Annotated in this window: 24 protein-coding genes; 18 read left to right on the plus strand and 6 right to left on the minus strand. The window is 59.3% G+C overall.

Features of this window, described 5'->3' with window-relative positions; all coding sequences use genetic code 11:
* Positions 1 to 157 precede the first annotated feature (157 nt).
* Positions 158 to 2,200, minus strand: coding sequence for a phenylacetic acid degradation bifunctional protein PaaZ (paaZ, locus tag IM317_RS04400; RefSeq protein WP_033145420.1), 2,043 nt, complete (start codon positions 2,198 to 2,200; stop codon positions 158 to 160).
* 285 nt (positions 2,201 to 2,485) lie between these two features.
* Between paaZ and paaA the strand changes: the two genes are divergently transcribed.
* From paaA to paaY, 13 genes are all read left to right on the plus strand, one after another.
* Entirely contained in the window at positions 2,486 to 3,415 is a 930-nt protein-coding gene (gene paaA / locus IM317_RS04405) for a 1,2-phenylacetyl-CoA epoxidase subunit PaaA (protein ID WP_033145421.1), read from the plus strand.
* Positions 3,416 to 3,426: 11 nt separating this feature from the next.
* A complete protein-coding gene (gene paaB / locus IM317_RS04410; RefSeq protein ID WP_033145422.1) occupies positions 3,427 to 3,714 on the plus strand; it encodes a 1,2-phenylacetyl-CoA epoxidase subunit PaaB in 288 nt (95 codons plus the stop codon).
* Positions 3,715 to 3,722: 8 nt separating this feature from the next.
* Positions 3,723 to 4,469, plus strand: coding sequence for a 1,2-phenylacetyl-CoA epoxidase subunit PaaC (gene paaC / locus IM317_RS04415; protein WP_033145423.1), 747 nt, complete (start codon positions 3,723 to 3,725; stop codon positions 4,467 to 4,469).
* Positions 4,470 to 4,480: 11 nt separating this feature from the next.
* Positions 4,481 to 4,978: a 1,2-phenylacetyl-CoA epoxidase subunit PaaD gene (gene paaD / locus IM317_RS04420; RefSeq protein WP_033145424.1), complete on the plus strand. Its 498-nt coding sequence runs from the start codon at positions 4,481 to 4,483 to the stop codon at positions 4,976 to 4,978.
* 7 nt (positions 4,979 to 4,985) lie between these two features.
* The gene (gene paaE, locus IM317_RS04425) at positions 4,986 to 6,056 is read left to right on the plus strand and encodes a 1,2-phenylacetyl-CoA epoxidase subunit PaaE (protein WP_033145425.1); all 1,071 of its coding nucleotides are present in this window, start codon (positions 4,986 to 4,988) and stop codon (positions 6,054 to 6,056) included.
* Positions 6,053 to 6,820, plus strand: coding sequence for a 2,3-dehydroadipyl-CoA hydratase PaaF (gene paaF, locus IM317_RS04430; RefSeq protein WP_033145426.1), 768 nt, complete (start codon positions 6,053 to 6,055; stop codon positions 6,818 to 6,820). The genes paaE and paaF overlap by 4 nt, the downstream gene beginning before the upstream one ends.
* A complete protein-coding gene (paaG, locus tag IM317_RS04435; protein WP_120785303.1) occupies positions 6,820 to 7,608 on the plus strand; it encodes a 2-(1,2-epoxy-1,2-dihydrophenyl)acetyl-CoA isomerase PaaG in 789 nt (262 codons plus the stop codon). Before paaF ends, paaG begins: the two co-directional genes overlap by 1 nt.
* Position 7,609: 1 nt before the next feature.
* Positions 7,610 to 9,034 (plus strand): 3-hydroxyacyl-CoA dehydrogenase PaaH, encoded by a 1,425-nt coding sequence (gene paaH / locus IM317_RS04440; RefSeq protein ID WP_033145428.1) that lies wholly within the window; start codon positions 7,610 to 7,612, stop codon positions 9,032 to 9,034.
* Positions 9,024 to 9,452: a hydroxyphenylacetyl-CoA thioesterase PaaI gene (paaI, locus tag IM317_RS04445; protein ID WP_023335572.1), complete on the plus strand. Its 429-nt coding sequence runs from the start codon at positions 9,024 to 9,026 to the stop codon at positions 9,450 to 9,452. Before paaH ends, paaI begins: the two co-directional genes overlap by 11 nt.
* Positions 9,445 to 10,650, plus strand: a complete 1,206-nt coding sequence (pcaF, locus tag IM317_RS04450; protein WP_033145429.1) for a 3-oxoadipyl-CoA thiolase — start codon at positions 9,445 to 9,447, stop codon at positions 10,648 to 10,650. Before paaI ends, pcaF begins: the two co-directional genes overlap by 8 nt.
* A gap of 27 nt (positions 10,651 to 10,677) precedes the next feature.
* Complete coding sequence (paaK, locus tag IM317_RS04455) at positions 10,678 to 11,994, plus strand: phenylacetate--CoA ligase PaaK (RefSeq protein ID WP_033145430.1); 1,317 nt, start codon at positions 10,678 to 10,680, stop codon at positions 11,992 to 11,994.
* A gap of 134 nt (positions 11,995 to 12,128) precedes the next feature.
* Positions 12,129 to 13,064, plus strand: a complete 936-nt coding sequence (gene paaX / locus IM317_RS04460) for a phenylacetic acid degradation operon negative regulatory protein PaaX (RefSeq protein ID WP_033145431.1) — start codon at positions 12,129 to 12,131, stop codon at positions 13,062 to 13,064.
* Between the two features lie 9 nt (positions 13,065 to 13,073).
* Entirely contained in the window at positions 13,074 to 13,670 is a 597-nt protein-coding gene (paaY, locus tag IM317_RS04465) for a phenylacetic acid degradation protein PaaY (RefSeq protein WP_033145432.1), read from the plus strand.
* Here paaY and IM317_RS04470 read toward each other — a convergent pair.
* Positions 13,579 to 14,850 (minus strand): serine hydrolase, encoded by a 1,272-nt coding sequence (locus tag IM317_RS04470; RefSeq protein WP_033145433.1) that lies wholly within the window; start codon positions 14,848 to 14,850, stop codon positions 13,579 to 13,581. The two genes, paaY and IM317_RS04470, sit on opposite strands and share 92 nt — an antisense overlap.
* A gap of 137 nt (positions 14,851 to 14,987) precedes the next feature.
* Between IM317_RS04470 and IM317_RS04475 the strand changes: the two genes are divergently transcribed.
* Complete coding sequence (locus IM317_RS04475; RefSeq protein WP_033145434.1) at positions 14,988 to 15,470, plus strand: glutathione peroxidase; 483 nt, start codon at positions 14,988 to 14,990, stop codon at positions 15,468 to 15,470.
* Between the two features lie 165 nt (positions 15,471 to 15,635).
* Here IM317_RS04475 and IM317_RS04480 read toward each other — a convergent pair whose 3' ends face one another.
* The 3 genes from IM317_RS04480 to IM317_RS04490 form a co-directional block, all read right to left on the minus strand.
* Complete coding sequence (locus tag IM317_RS04480) at positions 15,636 to 16,142, minus strand: ATP-binding protein (protein WP_033145435.1); 507 nt, start codon at positions 16,140 to 16,142, stop codon at positions 15,636 to 15,638.
* Positions 16,143 to 16,384: 242 nt separating this feature from the next.
* Complete coding sequence (locus tag IM317_RS04485) at positions 16,385 to 16,822, minus strand: VOC family protein (RefSeq protein WP_033145436.1); 438 nt, start codon at positions 16,820 to 16,822, stop codon at positions 16,385 to 16,387.
* 82 nt (positions 16,823 to 16,904) lie between these two features.
* Positions 16,905 to 18,065: an MFS transporter gene (locus IM317_RS04490; protein WP_033145437.1), complete on the minus strand. Its 1,161-nt coding sequence runs from the start codon at positions 18,063 to 18,065 to the stop codon at positions 16,905 to 16,907.
* Positions 18,066 to 18,194: 129 nt separating this feature from the next.
* On the opposite strand from IM317_RS04490, the gene IM317_RS04495 reads away from it, so the two are divergent.
* Positions 18,195 to 18,731 carry a MarR family winged helix-turn-helix transcriptional regulator gene (locus IM317_RS04495; RefSeq protein WP_033145438.1) on the plus strand — a complete coding sequence of 179 codons (537 nt, stop codon included), beginning with the start codon at positions 18,195 to 18,197 and terminating at the stop codon, positions 18,729 to 18,731.
* A gap of 24 nt (positions 18,732 to 18,755) precedes the next feature.
* Positions 18,756 to 19,679 (plus strand): LysR substrate-binding domain-containing protein, encoded by a 924-nt coding sequence (locus IM317_RS04500; RefSeq protein ID WP_033145439.1) that lies wholly within the window; start codon positions 18,756 to 18,758, stop codon positions 19,677 to 19,679.
* A gap of 47 nt (positions 19,680 to 19,726) precedes the next feature.
* On the opposite strand, the gene IM317_RS04505 is transcribed toward IM317_RS04500, so the two are convergent.
* Complete coding sequence (locus IM317_RS04505; RefSeq protein ID WP_033145440.1) at positions 19,727 to 20,197, minus strand: hypothetical protein; 471 nt, start codon at positions 20,195 to 20,197, stop codon at positions 19,727 to 19,729.
* A gap of 265 nt (positions 20,198 to 20,462) precedes the next feature.
* Here IM317_RS04505 and IM317_RS04510 point away from each other — a divergent pair, with 265 nt between their 5' ends.
* Together IM317_RS04510 and IM317_RS04515 are read left to right on the plus strand one after the other, a co-directional pair.
* Positions 20,463 to 20,939, plus strand: a complete 477-nt coding sequence (locus IM317_RS04510; protein ID WP_033145441.1) for a WbuC family cupin fold metalloprotein — start codon at positions 20,463 to 20,465, stop codon at positions 20,937 to 20,939.
* A 43-nt stretch (positions 20,940 to 20,982) separates the two neighbouring features.
* Complete coding sequence (locus IM317_RS04515) at positions 20,983 to 21,285, plus strand: hypothetical protein (RefSeq protein WP_033145442.1); 303 nt, start codon at positions 20,983 to 20,985, stop codon at positions 21,283 to 21,285.
* Positions 21,286 to 21,342 lie beyond the last annotated feature (57 nt).

The raw sequence follows: 21,342 nt of genomic DNA on the forward strand, positions 1-21,342 counted from the left end.
ACAGCCTTATCCTGACAGGCCTATGAGAAAAGCGTTTGCCTGCATCTGCCAGGTTATTTGCCAGTTTTGCCAGGTTAAAAAAAGAGCGGGGATAAATCACATGCGCGTGCAGAACAATCCCCTCTCCCCTTTGGGGAGAGGGTCAGGGTGAGGGGCGTTAGCTGAAATCGCCCTGCTGGCGCGCCACCAGCGTCAGGATGGAGTAGAGCGCCACGGCCTGCTGGTGCTGGTTGAAGATCTCAACCGCCCATTCCACCACGCCGGTTGGTTTTTCCTCGGCGGTACGCTGTTTCTTCAGCGTTTTACGTTTGCAGGTCAGACGCACCTGAATGGTATCGCCCGGCTTAACCGGCTCGATAAAGCGCAGGTTTTCCATGCCGTAGTTGGCAATAACCGGCCCGACGCCCGCATCAACAAACAGTCCCGCCGCGGCGGAGATCAGGAAGTAGCCGTGCACCACGCGCTCGCCGAAGATCGACTCCGCCGCACCGATCTTGTCCATATGGGCGTAGAAGTGGTCCCCGCTCAGGCAGGCAAAGTTCACGATATCCGCTTCCGTGAGGGTGCGGCGCGGCGTCAGCAGGCTGTCGCCCGGCTGTAGCTCCTCGAAGTATTTGCGGAACGGATGCACGCGGTCTTCCTGCACCGCTGCGCCACGCACCCACTGTTTGCCAATGGCGGCCAGCATCGTCGGGCTGCCCTGAATCGCGGTGCGCTGCAGGTAGTGCTTCACCGCGCGCAGGCCGCCCAGCTCTTCGCCGCCGCCCGCGCGGCCCGGGCCCCCGTGCACCAGCTGAGGCAGCGGGGAGCCGTGGCCGGTAGACTCTTTGGATGATTCCTCGTTTAGGATCTGAATACGCCCGTGGGCGCGCGCCGCGCCGGCAATAAACTGGCGGGCAATCGCCGAATCGGCGGTGACCAGCGTACCGGCCAGGCTGCCGCCGCCCGCGCGGGCAAGCTGCATCGCGTGGCGTGCGTTGCGATACGGCATCAGCGTCGCAACCGGGCCGAAGGCTTCGGTGGAGTGCACCGCCGGGGTTTCATCCGGCTGCGGGCAGAACAGCAGGGTCGGCGGGAAGAACGCCCCCGCGGCCTGCAAATCTGCTTTGCCGCCCAGACGGATCTGGCAGCCTGCAGCGATCAGCTGATCCACTTTCTCCTGCACGTCCGCGCGCTGTTCGGCGTTGACCAGCGCACCCATCTTCACCCCTTCCTGCGCCGGGTCGCCCACCACCACTTTTTCCAGGCGGGCAATCAGCGCCTGGCTCACCGCGTCAATCTGGTTTTGCGGGACGATAATCCGGCGAATGGCCGTACATTTTTGCCCGGCTTTGGCGGTCATCTCGCGGACCACTTCCCGGATGAACAGGGCAAACTCCGGCTGGTCTGGCGTAACGTCTTCCCCCAGCACGCAGCAGTTCAGGGAGTCGGCCTCCATGGTGAACGGAATCGAATTCGCCACGATATTCGGGTGCACGCGCAGGCTTTGCCCGGTGCTGGCGGAGCCGGTAAAGGTCACGACGTCCTGGCTGTCGAGCTGGTCGAGCAGATCCCCCGCGCCGCCGCAGATCAGGCTGATGGCGCCGTCCGGCACCAGCCCGCTGTCGACGATGGATTTCACCATCGCCTGCGTCACCTGTGCGGTCGCGGTAGCGGGTTTGATGATGGCGGGCATGCCGGCAAGCCAGGTCGGCGCCAGCTTTTCCAGCATCCCCCAGCAGGGGAAGTTAAAGGCGTTGATGTGCACCGCCACGCCGGATTTGGAGGTGAGGACGTGGCGCGCCGCAAAGCCGCCTTCTTTCGACAGGGGGATTAACTCGTCTTCCGGCCACAGGGTGTCATCCGGCAGCTCGCGGCTGCCCAGGCTGGCGTAAGTGAAGAGGGTGCCGATGCCGCCTTCAATATCCACCCAGCTGTCCGCCTTCGTCGCCCCGGTCTGGGCCGACAGGGCATAAAACGTCTCTTTCTCGCTCAGCAGGTGCTTTGCCACCGCCTTCAGCATGGCCGCACGTTCGATAAAGGTCATCTCGTGAAGCGCTTCCCCGCCGCGCTCAATCGCATAGCGACGGGCGGCCGCCATGTCCAGCCCTTCGCTGGTCACGCTCCACAGGGCTTCGCCACTGATGGCGTGATGAATAGTGCGCTCGCGGCCCCGGCCAGACTGCCAGGTACCGGATAAGAAGCTGGCTAACTGCTGCATCGCTTATCTCCAAATGTTACGTAATTTACTCATTAATAGTTTGATCGTGAATCATAAAAATCAAGCTGAGTTTTTAATGAATTGTTAACGTTGTGATCTGGCTGGATGAATCGCATCGCCTGAAGACGCTTTCTGAAAGGCCTGATGCAAAAGCCTTGCGAGCAGCATCACAAAACCAGGAAACAATTCTTGGGGTTATATTTAACCTATGTGTAACTTCTAAAAAACAAAGTGATTCAACATTACGCCTTAATTTGCAAACTAACGAATCATAAAGGTGATGACGTGACGCAAGAACAACGGTTTGAGCAGCGCATAGCGCAGGAGACGGCGATTGAGCCTCAGGACTGGATGCCTGACGCCTACCGTAAGACGTTGATCCGCCAGATTGGTCAGCATGCGCACTCCGAAATTGTCGGCATGCTGCCGGAAGGGAACTGGATCGCCCGCGCGCCGACGCTGCGCCGAAAAGCGATCCTGCTGGCGAAAGTGCAGGACGAAGCCGGGCACGGGCTCTACCTCTACAGCGCGGCGGAAACGCTGGGCTGCGCGCGGGAAGACATCTACCAGAAAATGCTCGACGGCAGGATGAAATACTCCTCCATCTTCAACTATCCGACCCTGAGCTGGGCCGATATCGGTGTGATCGGCTGGCTGGTGGACGGCGCCGCTATCGTCAACCAGGTGGCGCTGTGCCGGACCTCTTACGGTCCGTATGCCCGCGCGATGGTGAAAATCTGTAAAGAAGAGAGCTTCCACCAGCGCCAGGGCTTTGAGGCCTGCATGGCGCTGGCGCAGGGCAGCGAGGCCCAGCGTCAGATGCTGCAGGACGCCATCAACCGCTTCTGGTGGCCAGCGCTGATGATGTTCGGGCCAAACGACGACAACTCGCCGAACAGCGCCCGCAGCCTGGCGTGGAAAATCAAACGCTTCGGCAATGACGAACTTCGCCAGCGCTTTGTCGACAACACGGTGCCGCAGGTGGAGATGCTGGGCATGACGGTGCCGGATCCCGACCTGCGTCTGGATGAAGAGAGCGGTCATTACCGCTTCGGCGAGATCGACTGGCAGGAGTTTGACGAGGTCATTAGCGGGCGCGGCATCTGCAACCACGAGCGCCTGGCCGCCAAACGTAAAGCCTGGGAAGAGGGGGCGTGGGTGCGCGAAGCCGCACTGGCGCACGCGGAAAAACAACACGCCCGCAAAGTGGCTTAAGAGGAATCACGATGAGCAACGTCTACTGGCCGCTGTACGAAGTGTTCGTACGTAGCAAACAAGGGTTATCCCACCGTCACGTGGGCAGTCTGCATGCCGCCGACGATCGCATGGCGCTGGAAAATGCGCGTGATGCCTACACCCGTCGCAGCGAAGGGTGTTCTGTCTGGGTGGTTAAGGCGAGCGAGATTGTCGCCTCCCAGCCGGAAGAGAGCGGTGAGTTCTTCGACCCGGCGGAAAGCAAGGTTTACCGCCATCCGACGTTCTACACCATCCCCGACGGCATCGAGCATATGTGAGGCAAAGAATGAATTCAGTGACTGCCTATGCCCTGCGTCTGGGCGATAACGGTCTGGTGCTCTCCCAGCGTCTCGGCGCCTGGTGCGGCCACGCGCCGGAGCTGGAAATTGACCTCGCGCTCGCCAATATCGGTCTCGACCTGCTGGGCCAGGCGCGCAATTTCCTGACCTATGCCGCGGAGCGGGAAGGCCAGGGCGATGAAGACACGCTGGCGTTTGGCCGCGACGAGCGCCAGTTCCGCAACGTCCTGCTGGTGGAGCAGCCGAACGGCAGCTTCGCCGACACCATTGCCCGACAGTACCTGATGGATGCCTGGAACGTGGCGCTGTACGAACGGCTGACTCAAAGCAGCGACGGCCAGCTTGCGGCCATCGCCGCCAAAGCGATTAAAGAGGCGCGCTACCACCTGCGCTTCAGCCGCGGCTGGCTGGTGCGTCTGGGCGACGGGACCGAAACGTCCGCGCAAAAAATGCAGCAGGCCATCGACAATCTGTGGCGTTTTACGGCGGAGCTGTTTGAAGCCGATGACGTCGAGCTGGCCCTGATTGACGCCGGCGTGGCGGTTGACCCGCGCGTCCTGCGCCAGCCGTGGGAAAGCGAAGTCTTTGCCGGTCTTAATGAAGCCTGCCTGCAGGTTCCCGCAGAGGTGGCGTACCGCACCGGGGGCAAGAGGGGGCTGCATACCGAACATCTGGGCCCGATGCTGGCGGAAATGCAGTACCTCCAGCGCGCGTATCCCGGTCAGCAGTGGTAAAGGAGAACGCTATGCAACGCCTCGTCGACATCGCGCCCGCGCAAATCCCGCAGATCTGGTCGCTGTTAAGCCAGATCCCCGATCCGGAAGTGCCGGTATTAACCATCACCGATTTAGGCATGGTGCGCAGCGTGAAGGCGCAGGGGGAAGGCTGGGTCATTGGCTTCACGCCAACCTACTCGGGCTGCCCGGCAACGGAGCACCTGCTGGGGGCGATCCGCGACGCGATGACCGCGAACGGCCTTACCCCGGTGCATATTGTGCTCCAGCTTGAGCCCGCCTGGACCACCGACTGGATGACCGCCGACGCGCGCGAGCGCCTGCGGGCGTACGGCATCAGCCCGCCCGTGGGGCATAGCTGCCACGCGCACGCGCCTGTGGAGGTGAGCTGCCCGCGCTGCGCCAGCACCGACACCGCGCTTATCAGTGAATTTGGTTCGACGGCCTGCAAAGCGCTCTACCGCTGCAACACCTGCCGCGAGCCCTTCGACTATTTCAAATGCATTTGAGGCTGCCATGACAACGTTTCATTCATTAACAGTGGCAAAAGTGGAACCCGAAACCCGCGACGCGGTGACCATCACGTTCGCGGTGCCGCAGGCGTTGCAGGACGCCTACCGCTTCCGCCCCGGCCAGCACCTGACGTTAAAAACGAAGCTTGGCGGGGACGAGCTGCGCCGCTGCTACTCCATCTGCCGGAGTACCGCCCCGGGCGAAATCAGCGTGGCGGTCAAAGCCATCGACGGCGGGCGCTTTTCCCGCTATGCCCGGGATGAGATCAAAGCGGGTATGGCGCTGGAGGTGATGGTGCCTCAGGGGCAGTTTGGCTACCAGCCGCGGGCTGAACGCGAAGGCCACTATCTGGCGATTGCGGCAGGCTCCGGGATCACCCCGATGCTGGCGATTATCTCCGCGACGCTTGCGACCGAACCCAAGAGCCACTTCACCCTGATCTACGGCAACCGCAGCAGCCAGAGCATGATGTTCCGCCAGGCGCTGGCGGACCTGAAGGACAAGTACACGCAGCGGCTGCAGCTGGTCTCCATCTTCAGCCAGGAGCGGCTGGACAGCGATCTGCTCTTTGGCCGCATCGACGGGGAAAAGCTGCAGGCGCTGGCGAAAACCCTGATCAACTTCCGCCAGTACGACGAGGCGTTTATCTGCGGCCCGTCGGCGATGATGGACGACGCGGAAGCGACGCTGAAGGCGCTGGGGATGCCGGACAAATCCATTCACCTTGAGCGCTTTAACACCCCGGGAACCACCGCTAAACGCGCGGTGCATGTCCAGGCGGAAGGACAGAAAGTGACCGTGCGCCAGGACGGGCGCGACCGCGAAATCACCCTGACGGCGGACGATGAAAGCATCCTGGATGCCGCCCTGCGTCAGGGGGCGGATCTCCCGTATGCCTGCAAGGGCGGCGTGTGCGCCACCTGTAAATGCAAAGTGCTGCGTGGGAAGGTGGACATGGCGACCAACTACAGCCTGGAGCCGGACGAGCTGGCCGCCGGATACGTGCTGAGCTGCCAGTCGCTGCCGTTAACCGCCGACGTGATTGTCGACTTCGACGCGAAGGGGATGGCATGAGCGAACTGATTGTTACCCGTCATGGCCGCGTGCAGCAGCTGACGCTAAACCGTCCGGCGGCGCGCAACGCCCTCAATAACGCGCTGTTAACCCAGATTGCCGAGCAGCTTGAGGACGCCGCAGCAGATGCCGACATCGCCGTCTGCGTGATTTACGGCAGCGAGCGCTGCTTTGCCGCCGGGGCCGATCTCAACGAAATGGCGGAGAAAGACCTGCCCGCCACGCTGAACGATATCCGCCCGCAGCTGTGGGCGCGCATCAACGCTTTTCCTAAACCGCTGATTGCCGCCGTGAACGGCTTCGCGCTGGGCGCAGGCTGCGAGCTGGCGCTGCTGTGCGACGTAGTCATTGCTGGCGATAACGCCCGTTTCGGCCTGCCGGAAATTACGCTGGGCATTATGCCCGGCGCGGGCGGCACCCAGCGTCTTATCCGCAGCGTCGGTAAATCCCTTGCCAGCAAAATGGTGCTGACCGGCGAGAGTATTTCCGCGCAGCAGGCGCTGAGCGCCGGGCTGGTGAGCGACGTTTTCCCGGCAGCGCTGACGCTGGAGTATGCCCTGAAGCAGGCGGCGCTGATGGCGCGCCACTCTCCGCTGGCGCTGCAGGCGGCGAAACAGGCGCTGCGCCAGTCTCAGGAGGTGCCGCTCCAGGCCGGACTCGCGCAGGAGCGTCAGCTGTTTACGCTGCTTTCTGCCACCGAGGATCGCCGGGAGGGCATCGACGCCTTCTTACAAAAACGCACCCCCGACTTTAAAGGACGCTAATTGTGGAATGTATTCTCAGTCATGTTGAGCAGGGCGTAATGACCATTACGCTGAACCGTCCGGAGCGTCTGAACAGCTTTAACGACGTGATGCACCAGCAGCTTGCCGAGTGCCTGAAACAGGCCGAGCGTGATGACACCGTTCGCTGCCTGCTGATCACCGGGGCGGGTCGCGGCTTTTGCGCCGGTCAGGATCTGAACGACCGCAACGTCGACCCCAGCGGCCCGGCGCCGGATCTGGGGATGTCCGTTGAAACCTTCTATAACCCGCTGGTGCGCCGCCTGGCAAAGCTGCCGAAACCGGTGATTTGCGCGGTTAACGGCGTAGCAGCGGGGGCGGGTGCGACGCTGGCGCTGGGGTGCGATATGGTGATCGCCGCGCGTTCCGCCAACTTCGTGATGGCCTTCAGCAAGCTCGGCCTGGTGCCGGACTGCGGCGGCACCTGGCTGCTGCCGCGCGTGGCCGGACGCGCCCGCGCTATGGGGCTGGCGCTGCTCGGCGACAAGCTCAGCGCCGAACAGGCGCAGGCCTGGGGAATGATCTGGCAGGTGGTGGATGACGAACAGCTCTCCGCTACGGCGCAGCAGATGGCGCTGCACTTTGCGTCTCAACCGACCTTCGGGCTGGGGCTGATCAAGCAGGCGATCAATGCCGCGGAAACCAACACCCTGGACGCCCAGCTCGATCTGGAGCGCGACTACCAGCGCCTGGCCGGGCGCAGCGACGACTACCGCGAGGGCGTCAGCGCCTTCCTGGCGAAGCGCGCGCCGAACTTTACGGGGAAATAAGATGCTGAACATACGGACTGTCGCCGTGATTGGCAGCGGCACGATGGGCGCAGGGATTGCCGAAGTCGCGGCCAGCCATGGGCATCAGGTGCTGATCTACGACATCTCCAGCGACGCGATATCGCGGGCCATCGACGGGATCCGCCAGCGTCTGGCCTCCCGGGTGACGCGCGGAAAACTCTCCGCCGATGCCGGGAGCCAGATCCTCGCCCGGCTGCTTCCGGTCACCGATATCGAGGCGCTCGCCGCGGCCGATCTGATTATAGAAGCGGCCTCCGAGCGTCTGGAGGTGAAAAAGGCGCTGTTTGCTCAGTTGGCTGAGATCTGCCCGCCGCAAACGGTGCTGACCAGCAATACCTCATCCATCTCCGTTACGGCGATTGCGGCGGACGTCCACCACCCGGAGCGGGTCGCCGGACTGCATTTCTTCAACCCGGCGCCGGTGATGAAGCTGGTGGAGGTGGTCAGCGGGCTGGCGACCTCTCCGGAAGTGGCCGACGCGCTGTGCGAGCTGGCGCTGAACTGGGGCAAACAGCCCGTTCGCTGCCAGTCAACGCCGGGGTTCATCGTCAACCGCGTCGCGCGTCCGTTTTATTCCGAAGCCTGGCGCGCGCTGGAAGAGCAGGTCGCGCCGCCGGAGGTGATTGATGCCGCCCTGCGCGACGGCGGCGGTTTCCCGATGGGGCCGCTGGAGCTGACCGACATGATTGGTCAGGACGTGAATTTCGCGGTGACCTGCTCGGTATTTAACGCCTTCTGGCAGGAGCGTCGTTTTCTGCCTTCGCTGGTGCAGCAGGAGCTGGTGCTGGCAGGAAGGCTGGGCAAAAAGAGCGGGAAGGGCGTCTACGACTGGCAGGGTGACAAACCCGACGTGCAGTGGGTGCCGGCCGTGAACGACAGCTATAGCCCGATGCGCGTGGAAAGAAGACGTGACGGTGTCACCGAAATTGATGATGTGTACCTGATCGAAACGCAGGGCGAAACCGCTCAGGCGCTGGCGCTGCGGCTCAACGGCCCGGTGGTGGTGGTGGACCGCATTGAGCGCGACGTAGCGGTGATTGCGGCGGCCGCCAGCAACCCGCACACCGCGACGCAAAAGGCCATCCGCTACCTGCAACAGCAGGGTAACCGGGTGGTGCAAATTGCCGATTATCCCGGCCTGCTGGTCTGGCGCACGCTGGCGATGATTGCCAACGAAGCGCTGGATGCCCTGCAAAAAGGGGTCGCCAGCGAGAAGGACATCGATACCGCCATGCGCCTGGGCGTGAACTACCCGAGCGGGCCGATCGCCTGGGGCGAGCGTCTGGGCTGGCAGCGCCTGCTGACGCTGCTGGAGAACCTGCAGCGTCATTACGGCGAAGAGCGCTATCGCCCCTGTTCCCTGCTGCGCCAGCGCGCGCTTCTGGAGAGTAGCTATGAGTCATAACGCCTGGCATAACGCCCGCGCGATGTACGAACGGGACGCCTGCGCGCAGGCGATGGGGATGGACATTGTCGACATGGACGAGGGCTACGCGGTGGTGACCATGACCATCACCCCGCAGATGCTTAACGGCCACCAAACCTGCCACGGCGGACAGCTTTTTTCGCTGGCAGACACCGCCTTTGCCTACGCCTGCAACAGCCAGGGGCTGGCGGCGGTAGCCTCAGGCTGCTCGATTGATTTTCTGCGTCCGGGCTTTGCCGGGGACACGCTCACCGCCACCGCGCGGGTGATGCATCAGGGCAAGCTGACCGGCGTGTATGACATTGAAATCCAGAACCAACAACAGAAAACCGTCGCCCTTTTTCGCGGGAAATCTCACCGCATCGGCGGCAGCGTGACAGGAGAGGCAGATGCGTGAGGCATTTATTTGTGATGGCGTTCGAACCCCGGTGGGGCGCTACGGCGGCGCGCTTGCCGCAGTCCGGACCGACGATCTCGGTGCCGTGCCGCTGCGCGCGCTGCTGGCCCGCCATCCCCAGCTCGACCTCGGGCGGATCGACGATGTGATTTTCGGCTGCGCCAACCAGGCGGGGGAAGATAACCGCAACGTGGCGCGCATGTCGTCCCTGCTGGCCGGGCTGCCGCAGACGGTGTCCGGAACCACCATCAACCGCCTGTGCGGGTCGGGTCTGGACGCGATTGGGTTTGCTGCCCGCGCCATTAAGGCGGGCGATGGCGAGCTGCTGATTGCGGGCGGCGTGGAGTCGATGTCGCGCGCGCCGTTTGTGATGGGCAAAGCCACCGCCGCGTTTCAGCGTCAGGCGGAAATCTTTGATACCACCATCGGCTGGCGATTTGTGAATCCGCTCATGCATCAGCAATTCGGAACTGACAGTATGCCGGAAACGGCAGAGAATGTAGCTGAATTGTTAAATATCAGCCGTGCCGATCAGGACGCGTTCGCGCTGCGCAGCCAGCAGCGTACCGCGCAGGCGCAGCAGAACGGCATTCTGGCGCAGGAGATCGTGCCGGTACCGGTGCCGGGCAAAAAAGGGGCGGTCACGGAGTTCTGCGTGGATGAACACCCGCGCGCGGACACCACGCTCGAACAGCTCGCCGGGCTAAAAACGCCGTTTCGTAAGAACGGGGTGGTTACGGCGGGGAATGCCTCCGGCGTCAACGACGGCGCTGCGGCGCTGATCGTCGCCAGCGAGAAGATGGCGCTGGCGCAGGGATTGGTCCCGCGCACGCGGATCGTGGCGATGGCGACGGCGGGCGTGGAGCCTCGTCTGATGGGGCTCGGCCCGGTCCCTGCGACCCGCAAGGTGCTGGAACGCGCCGGACTCAGCATTAACGATATGGACGTTGTCGAGCTTAACGAAGCTTTCGCCTCGCAGGCGCTGGGCGTGCTGCGTCAGTTAGGCCTGCCGGATGATGCCGCGCACGTCAACCCGAACGGTGGCGCGATTGCGCTGGGCCACCCGCTGGGCATGAGCGGTGCCAGACTGGCGCTGGCCGCGAGCAACGAACTGCACCGACGCGGCGGGCGCTACGCGCTGTGTACGATGTGCATCGGTGTGGGTCAGGGCATTGCCATGATCCTTGAGCGTGTTTGAGCATAAAAACAATGTGAGTACCCTACAATGACAAATACAACAAAGCTTGATCCGATTGAAACGGCCTCCCTTGACGAGCTACAGGCGCTGCAGACCGAGCGTCTGAAATGGACGCTGCATCACGCCTACAACAACGTGCCGATGTACAAACGCAAGTTTGACGCGGCGGGCGTTCACCCTGACGATTTCAACGAGCTGGCGGATATCCGCAAATTCCCGTGCACCACCAAGCAGGACCTGCGGGATAACTATCCGTTCGATACCTTTGCCGTGCCGATGGAGCAGGTGGTGCGTATTCACGCGTCATCCGGCACCACCGGCAAACCGACCGTTGTCGGCTACACGCAGGCCGACATCGACAACTGGGCCAATCTGGTAGCCCGCTCCCTGCGCGCGGCGGGCGGCAGCGCGAAGGATAAAATTCACGTGGCGTATGGCTACGGCCTGTTTACCGGCGGGCTGGGGGCGCACTATGGCGCCGAGCGTTTAGGCGCGACGGTGATCCCGATGTCCGGCGGCCAGACGGAGAAACAGGCGCAGCTGATCCGTGATTTCCAGCCGGATATGATCATGGTAACGCCTTCCTACTGCCTCAACCTGTTTGAGGAGCTGGAGCGCCAGATGGGCGGCGATGCCAGCGGCTGTTCCCTGCGCGTGGGCGTCTTCGGCGCCGAGCCGTGGACGCAGGCCATGCGGCGCGAAATTGAAAAACGCTTAGGCATTACGGCGCTGGACATTTATGGCCTCTCCGAGGTGATGGGGCCGGGCGTGGCGATGGAGTGTATCGAAACCGTCGACGGCCCGACCATCTGGGAAGATCACTTCTACCCGGAGATCGTCAACCCGAACGACGGCACGCCGCTGGATGACGGCCAGCAGGGCGAACTGCTGTTCACCACGCTGACCAAAGAGGCGCTGCCGGTGATCCGCTACCGCACCCGCGACCTGACGCGCCTGCTCCCGGCCACCGCGCGCAGCATGCGCCGCATGGACCGCATCAGCGGGCGCAGTGACGATATGCTGATCATCCGCGGCGTCAACGTCTTCCCGTCGCAGCTGGAAGAGGAGATCGTCAAGTTCGAACACCTTTCTCCGCACTATCAGCTGGAGGTGAACCGTCGCGGGCATCTTGATTCACTTTCCGTGAAGGTCGAGCTGAAAGAGAGTAGCCTCACGCTGACCCATGAGCAGCGTTGCCAGGTGTGCCACCAGCTTCGCCACCGCATTAAGTCGATGGTGGGGATTTCCACCGACGTAATGATTGTTAACTGCGGCAGCATCCCGCGCTCAGAGGGCAAAGCCTGTCGGGTGTTTGACTTGCGTAAAGCTGCGGCCAACGGCTAAGTTTTCCCTCACCCCGGCCCTCTCCCAAAGGGAGAGGGTGTAAACAGTTCCCTCTCCCTTTGGGAGAGGGTTAGGGTGAGGGTACACCCCAGAATCGTATGCTATGATTCATCCAGGAAAAAAATAACAACAGAATGAATCACATGAATAAACTCGACGCCTTTATCCAGCACGCGGTCAGCTCCGTTCCCGTCAGCGGGACCTCGCTTATCTCCTCGTTATACGGTGACGCGCTTTCCCATCGCGGCGGTGAGATTTGGCTCGGTAGCCTGGCCGCCCTGCTGGAAGGCATGGGGTTTGGCGAGCGCTTCGTGCGCACCGCGCTGTTTCGCCTCAACAAAGAGGGCTGGCTGGACGTTTCCCGCATCGGACGTCGCAGCTTTTACCGCCTGAGCGATAAGGGGCTTCGCCTGACGCGTCGCGCGGAGAATAAGATTTACCGCGCGGAACTGCCCGCATGGGACGGCAAATGGCTGTTGCTGCTCTCCGAAGGTCTGGATAAAACCACCCTTGCCGACGTCAAAAAACAGCTGATCTGGCAGGGGTTTGGCACGCTGGCGCCGAGCCTGATGGCCTCGCCGTCGCAGCATCTGGCGGACGTGCAGTCTCTGCTACACGATGCCGGCGTGGCGGAAAACGTGATTTTCTTTGAAGCCCACTCGCCGCTGGCGCTCTCCCGCGCCGCGCTGCGTTCGCGGGTGGAGGAGTGCTGGCAGTTAACCGAGCAAAACGCGATGTACGAGACGTTCATCGATTCATTCCGCCCGCTGCTGCCGCTGTTGAAAGAGGCCGCGCCGGAGGAGCTGACGCCGGAACGCTGTTTCCAGATCCAGCTGCTGCTGATTCACTTTTATCGTCGCGTGGTGCTGAAAGATCCGCTGCTGCCGGAAGAGTTGCTGCCCGCGCACTGGGCGGGGCAAAGCGCCCGACAGCTCTGCATTAACATCTATCAGCGTGTCGCGCCGGGGGCGCTGGCGTTTGTCAGCGAGAAGGGCGAAACCTCCGTGGGCGAGCTGCCCGTGCCCGGCACGCTCTACTATCAACGCTTTGGTGGTCTTACAAGCGCATAAGGAGTGAAGATGCCAGTTTATCAAATTGACGGTCTGACGCCGGTCGTGCCGGACGAGAGCTATGTTCACCCGACGGCGGTGCTGATTGGCGACGTGATTCTGGGCAAAGGCGTTTACGTCGGTCCTAACGCCAGCCTGCGCGGTGATTTTGGCCGTATCGTGGTGAAAGACGGTGCCAACATTCAGGACAACTGCGTGATGCACGGCTTCCCGGAGCAGGACACGGTGGTGGAAGAGGACGGGCATATCGGCCACAGCGCCATTCTCCACGGCTGCGTGATCCGCCGTAATGCGCTGGTGGGCATGAACGCGGTGGTGATGGACGGCGCGGTCATCGGTGAAAACAGCATCGTCGGCGCGGCGGCGTTCGTGAAGGCGAAAGCGGAGATGCCCGCCAACCATTTGATCATCGGCAGCCCGGCCAAAGCGATTCGCGAGCTGAGCGAACAGGAGCTGGCGTGGAAGCAGCAGGGCACGCGGGAGTATCAGGTGCTGGTGGAGCGCTGCAAGCTAACTATGCACCAGGTGGAGCCGCTGCGAGAAGTTGAGCCTGACCGGAAACGACTGGCGTTTGATGAGAACTTAAGGCCGAAGTCGGCGGTGTAGGGCTCAGACCGTCTTTTTTCGCCATATCCATCAACAGCGCGATGCCGATGTAATTACTCCAGTTAAAGGTATTTTGCAGCACCACCACCGCATTGCCTTTTTCTTTGTCATAGCCGATAAAGCTGGAGTAACCGCCGATATAGCCGACCTGATAGGTGATTTTTTCCAGACCGATAAAGTCGGTGGTCCAGGCAATACCCTGTACCCCGTCGGGACGTTGAATATCGGTATTTCTCACTTCGGCAAAGACATTGTCCAGCAGGGGACTGTGGGTTGTCGAGACGTGATAGCGGGCATAGGCCGCCAGATCTTCGGCGTTGCTGTACAAGCTCGCTGCCGCCACCATGTTGTTGGAAAAATGCCAGTCCGGGGTGAGCTGCCCGCGCGGGATGAATTTAGGCTGATCGCCCGCGTGGCCGAGCGCACGCTGCGGGTAGCCTTTGAGCTGCTGGGGAATAAAGCTGCTGTTAGCCATTTGCAGCGGACGGAAAATATAGCGCGAGGCTAAACTCTGGATATCTTCGCCGGTTTTGTGCTTCAGGATATAGCCGATCAGGGCGTAGCCGGTATTGGAATATTGCGGCACTTTATTCTTTGGCGCCCGCCAGTCGGCGAGGTAACGCAGCACGTTATCGCTGTCCAGCTCGCTATAGAAATTTTCGCCCGTGCTTAAATAGCCGATAAATTTTCCAAGCATCGGAACATCCATATTCTGACGCGGCAGGCCGGAGGTGTGGGTTACCAGTTCGAGCAGGGTGATTTTTTGTGCATCCGCGCTAAGCGGCGTCCCCGGCGGAAGCAATGTCGCCAGGTTATCGTACCAGTTCAGTTGCCCTTCATTGACCAGACAAGCCACCACTTCCGCCGTGATCCCTTTGCTGAGCGAGCCGAGCGCAAACAGGGTGTCGGGCCTGACCGGATAGCGATTGACCGCATCGGTTACGCCCCAGGTGTAAAACTGCGGCGAGCCGTGATTATGGATCACCGCGACCGTCATCCCGGGAACGGATTTTTGCGCCATATAGTGACGCACCACGCTGTCAACGTCGCCATCCAGCGAATCATGGGTGAGAAGTTCCTGAGTACCTTCCGGGGAGGACATCTGTGAGAGCGTGCCACAACCGCTGAGGAGTGGGAGAGTAAGCAGAAGCCAGCGAATTTTTTTTGTTATGTTCTGCATACCTGATAGCGAGTGTGGTGGTCATTGGCGCGCCAGGAATGTATCACAAATAGCCTGCCTGAATGTAAACTTTCTAAACGGCGGCGGCCCTGTTGATGGTCACCGTGACTTTTCGGCCAGCCTTGAGGGATTTCAGTATGACTCGCTTTTATCAACTTACCGCCACCCGCCTGGATGGCCGCCTTATCTCAATGGCCGACTATGCGGGAAAGGTGGTTTTGGTCGTCAATACCGCCAGTCAGTGTGGCTTTACGCCGCAATATGCGGGCCTTGAAGCGCTATACAAGAAATACGCCGATCAAGGACTAGTGGTGCTGGGCTTCCCCTGCAACCAGTTCGGTAAACAGGAACCCGGCGGCGCCGACGAAATCTCGAAAACCTGTTACATCAACTACGGCGTGAGCTTCCCGATGTTTGAGAAGGTAGAAGTTAACGGTAACGCAGCGCACCCGCTGTTTCGTTATCTGAAAAACGAATTGCCCGGCGTGCTGGGAGGGCGGATCAAGTGGAACTTTACTAAGTTTCTGATCGGCCGCGACGGTAAACCACTCAAGCGTTTTGCTCCGGTGACCACGCCAGAGAAAATGGAAAGGGCGATTGTGGAGGCTTTGGGGAGGTGAGAGTTTTGGTGAATGGAATTAACCATGAGTCGGGCACTTCCGGAATACCCGATGTCCGCTTTGTGCCAGGAGCGGACTTTTAGTTCGCTGTAGTACCGTTTATAACCGTATGAGATGGAAAATAATGAAGCCGCCAACTGGCGGCTTTTGTGCAGGAAGGTAAATTTAGCTGTATTCGATAATATCAAACCCTTCATCAGCCGTTGGCTCTTCGAAATAGCGCGTTATGATGTCAAATTGTTGATCTGAGGCAGAAAATTCATGCACGCCTTCTGCATTACGGGCGCGCAAGCGGGATTTACATACTTCATCAGAAACTTTCAGATAGTGCAGCTGATTACTGGCACCTGACTCCTTAATAATGCTCATCATCCATTCACGATTTGTTTGTGTGTTTGCCGGGAAATCAAGAACCACTGATAAACCAGCGTTGAGTAGTGACACCAGATGAGGCTTCATGGCATTTCTTAGTCTTAATGAATACTGCACATAATCAGATATGGATTGCATTTCATTGGTAAAGAGGGCAGCCAGCCAGCGATCCTCGCTGACAATTACAGTCCCAGGTGATGATCCTAATTTTGCTGACAATGTGGATTTTCCTGATGCAATTTTTCCACATAACAAGTGCAAGACAGGTTTTTCAGGCGTCGTTACTGCATTTGTGTCCATTCTTACCTCACTGGATTGTTACCGGTAAGGCCCGCCTTACCGGCGGGAAAATGGCGAACGTTATCCCACCTGAGTCAGACAGGTGATAATAATCATTGAATAGGTTAGGACTGAATGTGTTTTCATCGTCATTCAACTTAACAGAAAAAGACTCACACCGTTGGTGAAAATAGCATAAGGGTGCGCCCACTGTTCGCTCAAAGCAGGCGTTTCCCACCACAATGCTGCTTTCCAAAACCCCATTATCCCCGCAGCCACGGCGTAATCGTCAGCCCGGTAAGCAAGCCTTCCGGGCTGAGCAGGCGAGTGACGGTTTGCCCCCACGGTTCCGTGCGGTTAGCCACCAGCATCCGATAGCCTTTTTCGCTCAGAACGCGTGTAGCCGAGTCCAAATCCTGTACCTCATACTCAACCCATCCCTGCGGTATCGGGTGCTCAACTGGCCACTGTTCTTCTCCAAAACAGGACGTTGCCGCCTGTGCGAGCGGCCAGACGGCGAAATGCTTCACGCCTTCCAGCTGGCCCTCTTCAGTGAGCAGATAATCGGTATTCCCCTCCATCGGCTTAAGCGGAAGGCCGAGTGTCTGGACATAAAACGCGGTGCTGGACTCCGTATCCCGCGAAATGGGCCCGAACCCGGCGACGAACAAGACATCAATTTCCGGTAACGTCTGCGACATATCCACTCCTGAATGAGGTGAAATTCACCCTGAATTTATCTTACGATCGGCGGAAATACGACTCTCAAAACTGGTATCGCGTTCACCGTGCCTGCACGTCCACGACGGGATTAAAATTTAGCGCGATAACGATCAGCAGCACGACTCCCGCACTCATGATCAGCCATGCGCTGGTCAGCGAGACCGAACTGTCGCGAACGATCCCCGCAATTAACGGCATAAGCGCGGCGATCGTGTATCCGCCTCCCTGAACTTTAGACAGCAACTTCCCGGCCTGTGCGGGCGTTCGCGCATGATCGAACGTGACGATGAGCGACAGCGGGAAGAGGGCGCCGATCCCGGTACCAAGCAGCAACGTGGATAATACCGGCGTCGTACCCGGCGCAAAGACCAGACACAGTAATCCTGCCAGCAGCAACAGCAATACGGCGATCAGCGGCACGCGACGATCGGGGAATTTACCGATCAGCGCGGAGACGGCAAACCCGGCGACAACCTCGGTTAACGTCAGCCAGGCCAGCATGTAGCCGCTGCTGCGTGCGGACCATCCCGCCTGAATATAGAGCGGGGGCAGCCAGGCCAATACCAGCGTGTAGGCGCCCGTTCCCACGCCGAAAAAGAGCAGCAGTAACGCTGTCCGGGAGGACGAGAGCGTAACGGTTTCGCGTGCTGTTTTTTCCCCTTGAGGATGCTTAACCAGGGTTAACCACAGTATCAGCGCAAGCAGCGCTAACAGCCCGGCCATTGCCAGCGCGGGCTTCAGCGTCAGCCATGAAAACAACGGCTCGGCGCTGGCGGCGGCGACTGCCGCACCGGCCATAATGCCCGTGCTGAAAAGCGACATTACCGTGCTGGACGTTTGCGTATATTCCTTTTTAATCAGGGCAGGCATTAACGCCTGGATCGTGCCTATGCTGGCCCCGCCCAGTAGCGCGGTGCCCATAAGACTCTCCGGTGAGGCGCTAAAACCGCGCAGCAAACAGGCCGCAAGCAGGATAAAGAGCCCAAACATAATTCCCCGTACGGCGCCGACTCGGGCTAAAAGCCAGGGGCCACACAGGGCGGCAAGCCCCATCATCGCGACCGGCAGGGTGGTTAGCAGGCTGAATTGCGTAGCGGTCAGCCCTGCTTCGCGCTGCAGCACGGAAAACAGCGGTCCGACAGAAGCCAGAATGGGGCGCAGGTTCAGCCCGACGATAAAAGCGATAACGGCGAAGAGTAAAGGCGACGTGCGTTTCAACATGGAGTCCTTTTCGGTTGTGAATGGCCCGGGCAAATCGCACGAGCATTTATCTTAACGTTAAGATAAAATATGTTTTTGCGTAAGATGTACCGCACAACAGGATAAATTCGCACGCCATCAGGGGTGAAAATGCAAGATCACGTAGACTTCGTTGTCGGCCAGTGGAGCCGCGCCATGCCGGAGCTGGACGCCTCGTCGATGAAAATTTTTGGCCGAATGCTCCGGCTGATGAAGCATCTGGGAAAAGAATGGGCGCAGGCGATGGCGCAGTTTGGCTTTCGCGAGGGCGAGTTTGACGTGCTCGCCACGCTGCGTCGCGCCGGTGAGCCGTACTGCCTTTCCCCCACGCAGCTCTATAAATCGCTGTTGGTAACCTCAGGGGCGATGACAAACCGGCTCAGCCATCTCGAACAGCTTGGGCTTATCAGGCGAATTGCCGATCCGGATGACAAGCGCAGCACCCTCGTAAGCCTGACACCGCACGGGCAGGAGCGCATCGAACAGGCGCTGATCGTCCATACACAAACGCAAAATGCGCTGCTGAGCAACTTATCTGACGCGCAGCGCGCGCAGCTTGAGTCCCTGCTCAGGGAGCTGCTGATGACGTTCCCGTCTGAGGACCTGAGCGACAAGTCACCGAGTGCCGATAATACAAAAACTGCATAGCTAAACCTCACAGAAAGGGAATGTATGTCTTTACCACCACTGTATGCGCTGCGCGCTTTTGAAGTTGCCGCGCGGCTGAACTCCTTCAGCAAAGCGGCTGAAGCACTGAATATCACGCCGGGCGCGGTCAGCAGGCATGTCCGGACGCTTGAACAGTGGTTCGACTGTGAGCTCTTTAAACGCCAGGGGCCGCGAGTGGAGGTCAGTGATGCCGGACGTATTCTGGCCGGACAGCTCAGCGAAAGTTTCTCGAATATTGAGTGGGCCTGTCGCGCATTCAGAAGCGAAAACCACCTTCTGCGCCTCAAAGCCCCCAGCACCCTGACGATGCGGTGGCTGCTGAATGTGCTTAAATCCTTTCGCGAGAACCACGCGAAGCCAAAAATTGAAATTGCCAGCGTCTGGATGGACTTCGACACCGTTGACTTCAGCCGTGAGCCCTACGATTGTGCGATCCTGCTCGGTAATGGCTATTTCGGCGAGTCTACGGAAAGCCGGCTGCTCTTCAGTGAATGGCTCATTCCGGTTTGTACCCCGTCGCTGCTTGAGTCTGCCCGGCATCAGCTCCCAGAGTGCGATCTTATCCATCCCTCTCCGGACAGACGGGACTGGAAGCGATGGCTGAAAAGAACCGGGTCATTCCCAGGGCTCGACGTGAGTCGTGGAATCGTGTTCGACACCCTGGAGCAGGGAAGCCTGGCCGCCATGCACGGTCATGGCGTGGCGATGGCCGACCTCCGCCTCACGCTCGACGCGCTGAAAAGCGGCCTGCTCGCGCTGCCCTTCAGGGAAGCTATCGCAACCGGCGATGGCTACTACCTCGTCTGGCCGAAAAATTCGCTCAGAAGACAGAGTATTGAACGGTTGCTGGCGTGGCTTAACCTTAATGCGCCGGTGCTGCCTTCGTTGGATATCGTCTGTCTTGATTACAACGAAAAGCGGGTTTAGTAAATAGCGGAATATTTATTGAGGGATATTCCGCAGATTGAACGTATTTATGCGTAGGGAATATTCGCCATCTGTTTATATCGCTCCGGCAGGGCGCTGTTCAGGTTGAGTAATTTATCCAGAATATAAAGCGCAGGCGTTCCCTTTGCTCGCTCGGCGTCGATCAGCGCCGTGCGTAACAGATTGGCAGCCGAGGTCATGTCACGGAAATACTCCTGCGATTCACGCGTTTCAGCTTCGCCTGACGCGGCGTAACGCACCTTTGGCCAGTCCGCAAAGTCCAGCAGCGGAAGGATCCCATCCTCTTTTGGTAAATGCGCTGAGAGCAACTCTTCGGCGTTACCCGGATTGCTTTGGGCGAAAGCCAAAAGATGCAGTCGATGGATGAAGGGCGATAGCGCTTCTGAGCTTTCCTTTTCTGCTGAAAGTAACGTTATCAGCTCATGCACATTTGCATCAGGGCTATATTTATGAGGCGAGATAATATTCAATACAGGGAATAAAACATCGAGTGTCATAGGTGCTCCATACAGGCTTAGTATTATTTATTTTTCTATCCCAGGGGTGAATGGATGGTATTTCAGGTGCGTCACTTTTTAAAAACGATAAATAGTGGGAATCAATGTGAGTTTTACTCAACGTTGCGCTTTGGGGGCGATCGCGCGCATCCTCACGCTGCAGCGATTTGTTTCACAAATGCCATCGCTCATCGACCGTCCAGAATGGTATAACGTCGTGCGGCTAAAGGGTTGCCGTCCGCTGACTCCATTCACAAAGGTGTATATGAAACAAATTACGTTCAGTGACCTGCAGCAACAAAGCGAGCAGGCTGCCAATTCTCCTCGCTTACGCGCGCACCGCAATTTACATCCCGAGCTGAGCGACCCGGTGCAGCGCCTGGCTATCGCGATGGAGCCTGGGACCTATGTTCGCCCTCATCGCCACCCGCACACGTTTGAACTGCTGACGGCTCTGAGCGGTCGCTTTCTGGTGTTGAATTTTGATGACGGCGGTAACGTGACCCAGCGCGTGGTGTTAGGTGAAGACTGCAAAGTGCTGGAGATGGATGCCGGTACCTGGCATGCCGTGCTGTCGCTGGATAAAGGCGGCGTCATTTTCGAGGTAAAACACGGCGGCTATCAGCCTGTTCCGGAGCACGATACCGCCCAATGGTCACCGGCTGAGAACGCGCCCGGTTGCGCGGAGCTGATGAAATGGTACGCCCAGGCGCAGGTGGGTGACGGGGGTTTTACCCTGTAAACCGGTGAATTTTGATAAAAATAATCACAAAAAGGATGTGCGTATGTTGAAAAGATTAGTCGCGGGGCAGATGAGCTTACCGATGACTTTCTGGGGATGGGGATTCTGCGGAGGTTTTCTGCTGGGTCTCATTGGGCTTGCTGGAGTGCATACCGGTCACCCGGCAATGGTTCCGCTTTCCTATATCCTTAAAGCCATTCTGTTCAGTGCTGTACTTTCCGGCATTACTTTCATTCTGCGTCGAAAAATCACAGTCTTGGGTGGGGTCGCTTTTTTTATTATTCTGATTCAGGTGATTATGAGCGTAGTGATGGCGATTGGCCTTTTCTCGTTATTTTTTGAATAATCGCTGGAAAGAGAGTTCCGGTTAGCCAGCAGGATTAAAAGATCGCCCCTGACGGTG

This window comes from Enterobacter cloacae complex sp. S3, assembly GCF_014930495.1.
GTDB classification, from domain to species: Bacteria; Pseudomonadota; Gammaproteobacteria; order Enterobacterales; family Enterobacteriaceae; genus Enterobacter; species Enterobacter asburiae_B.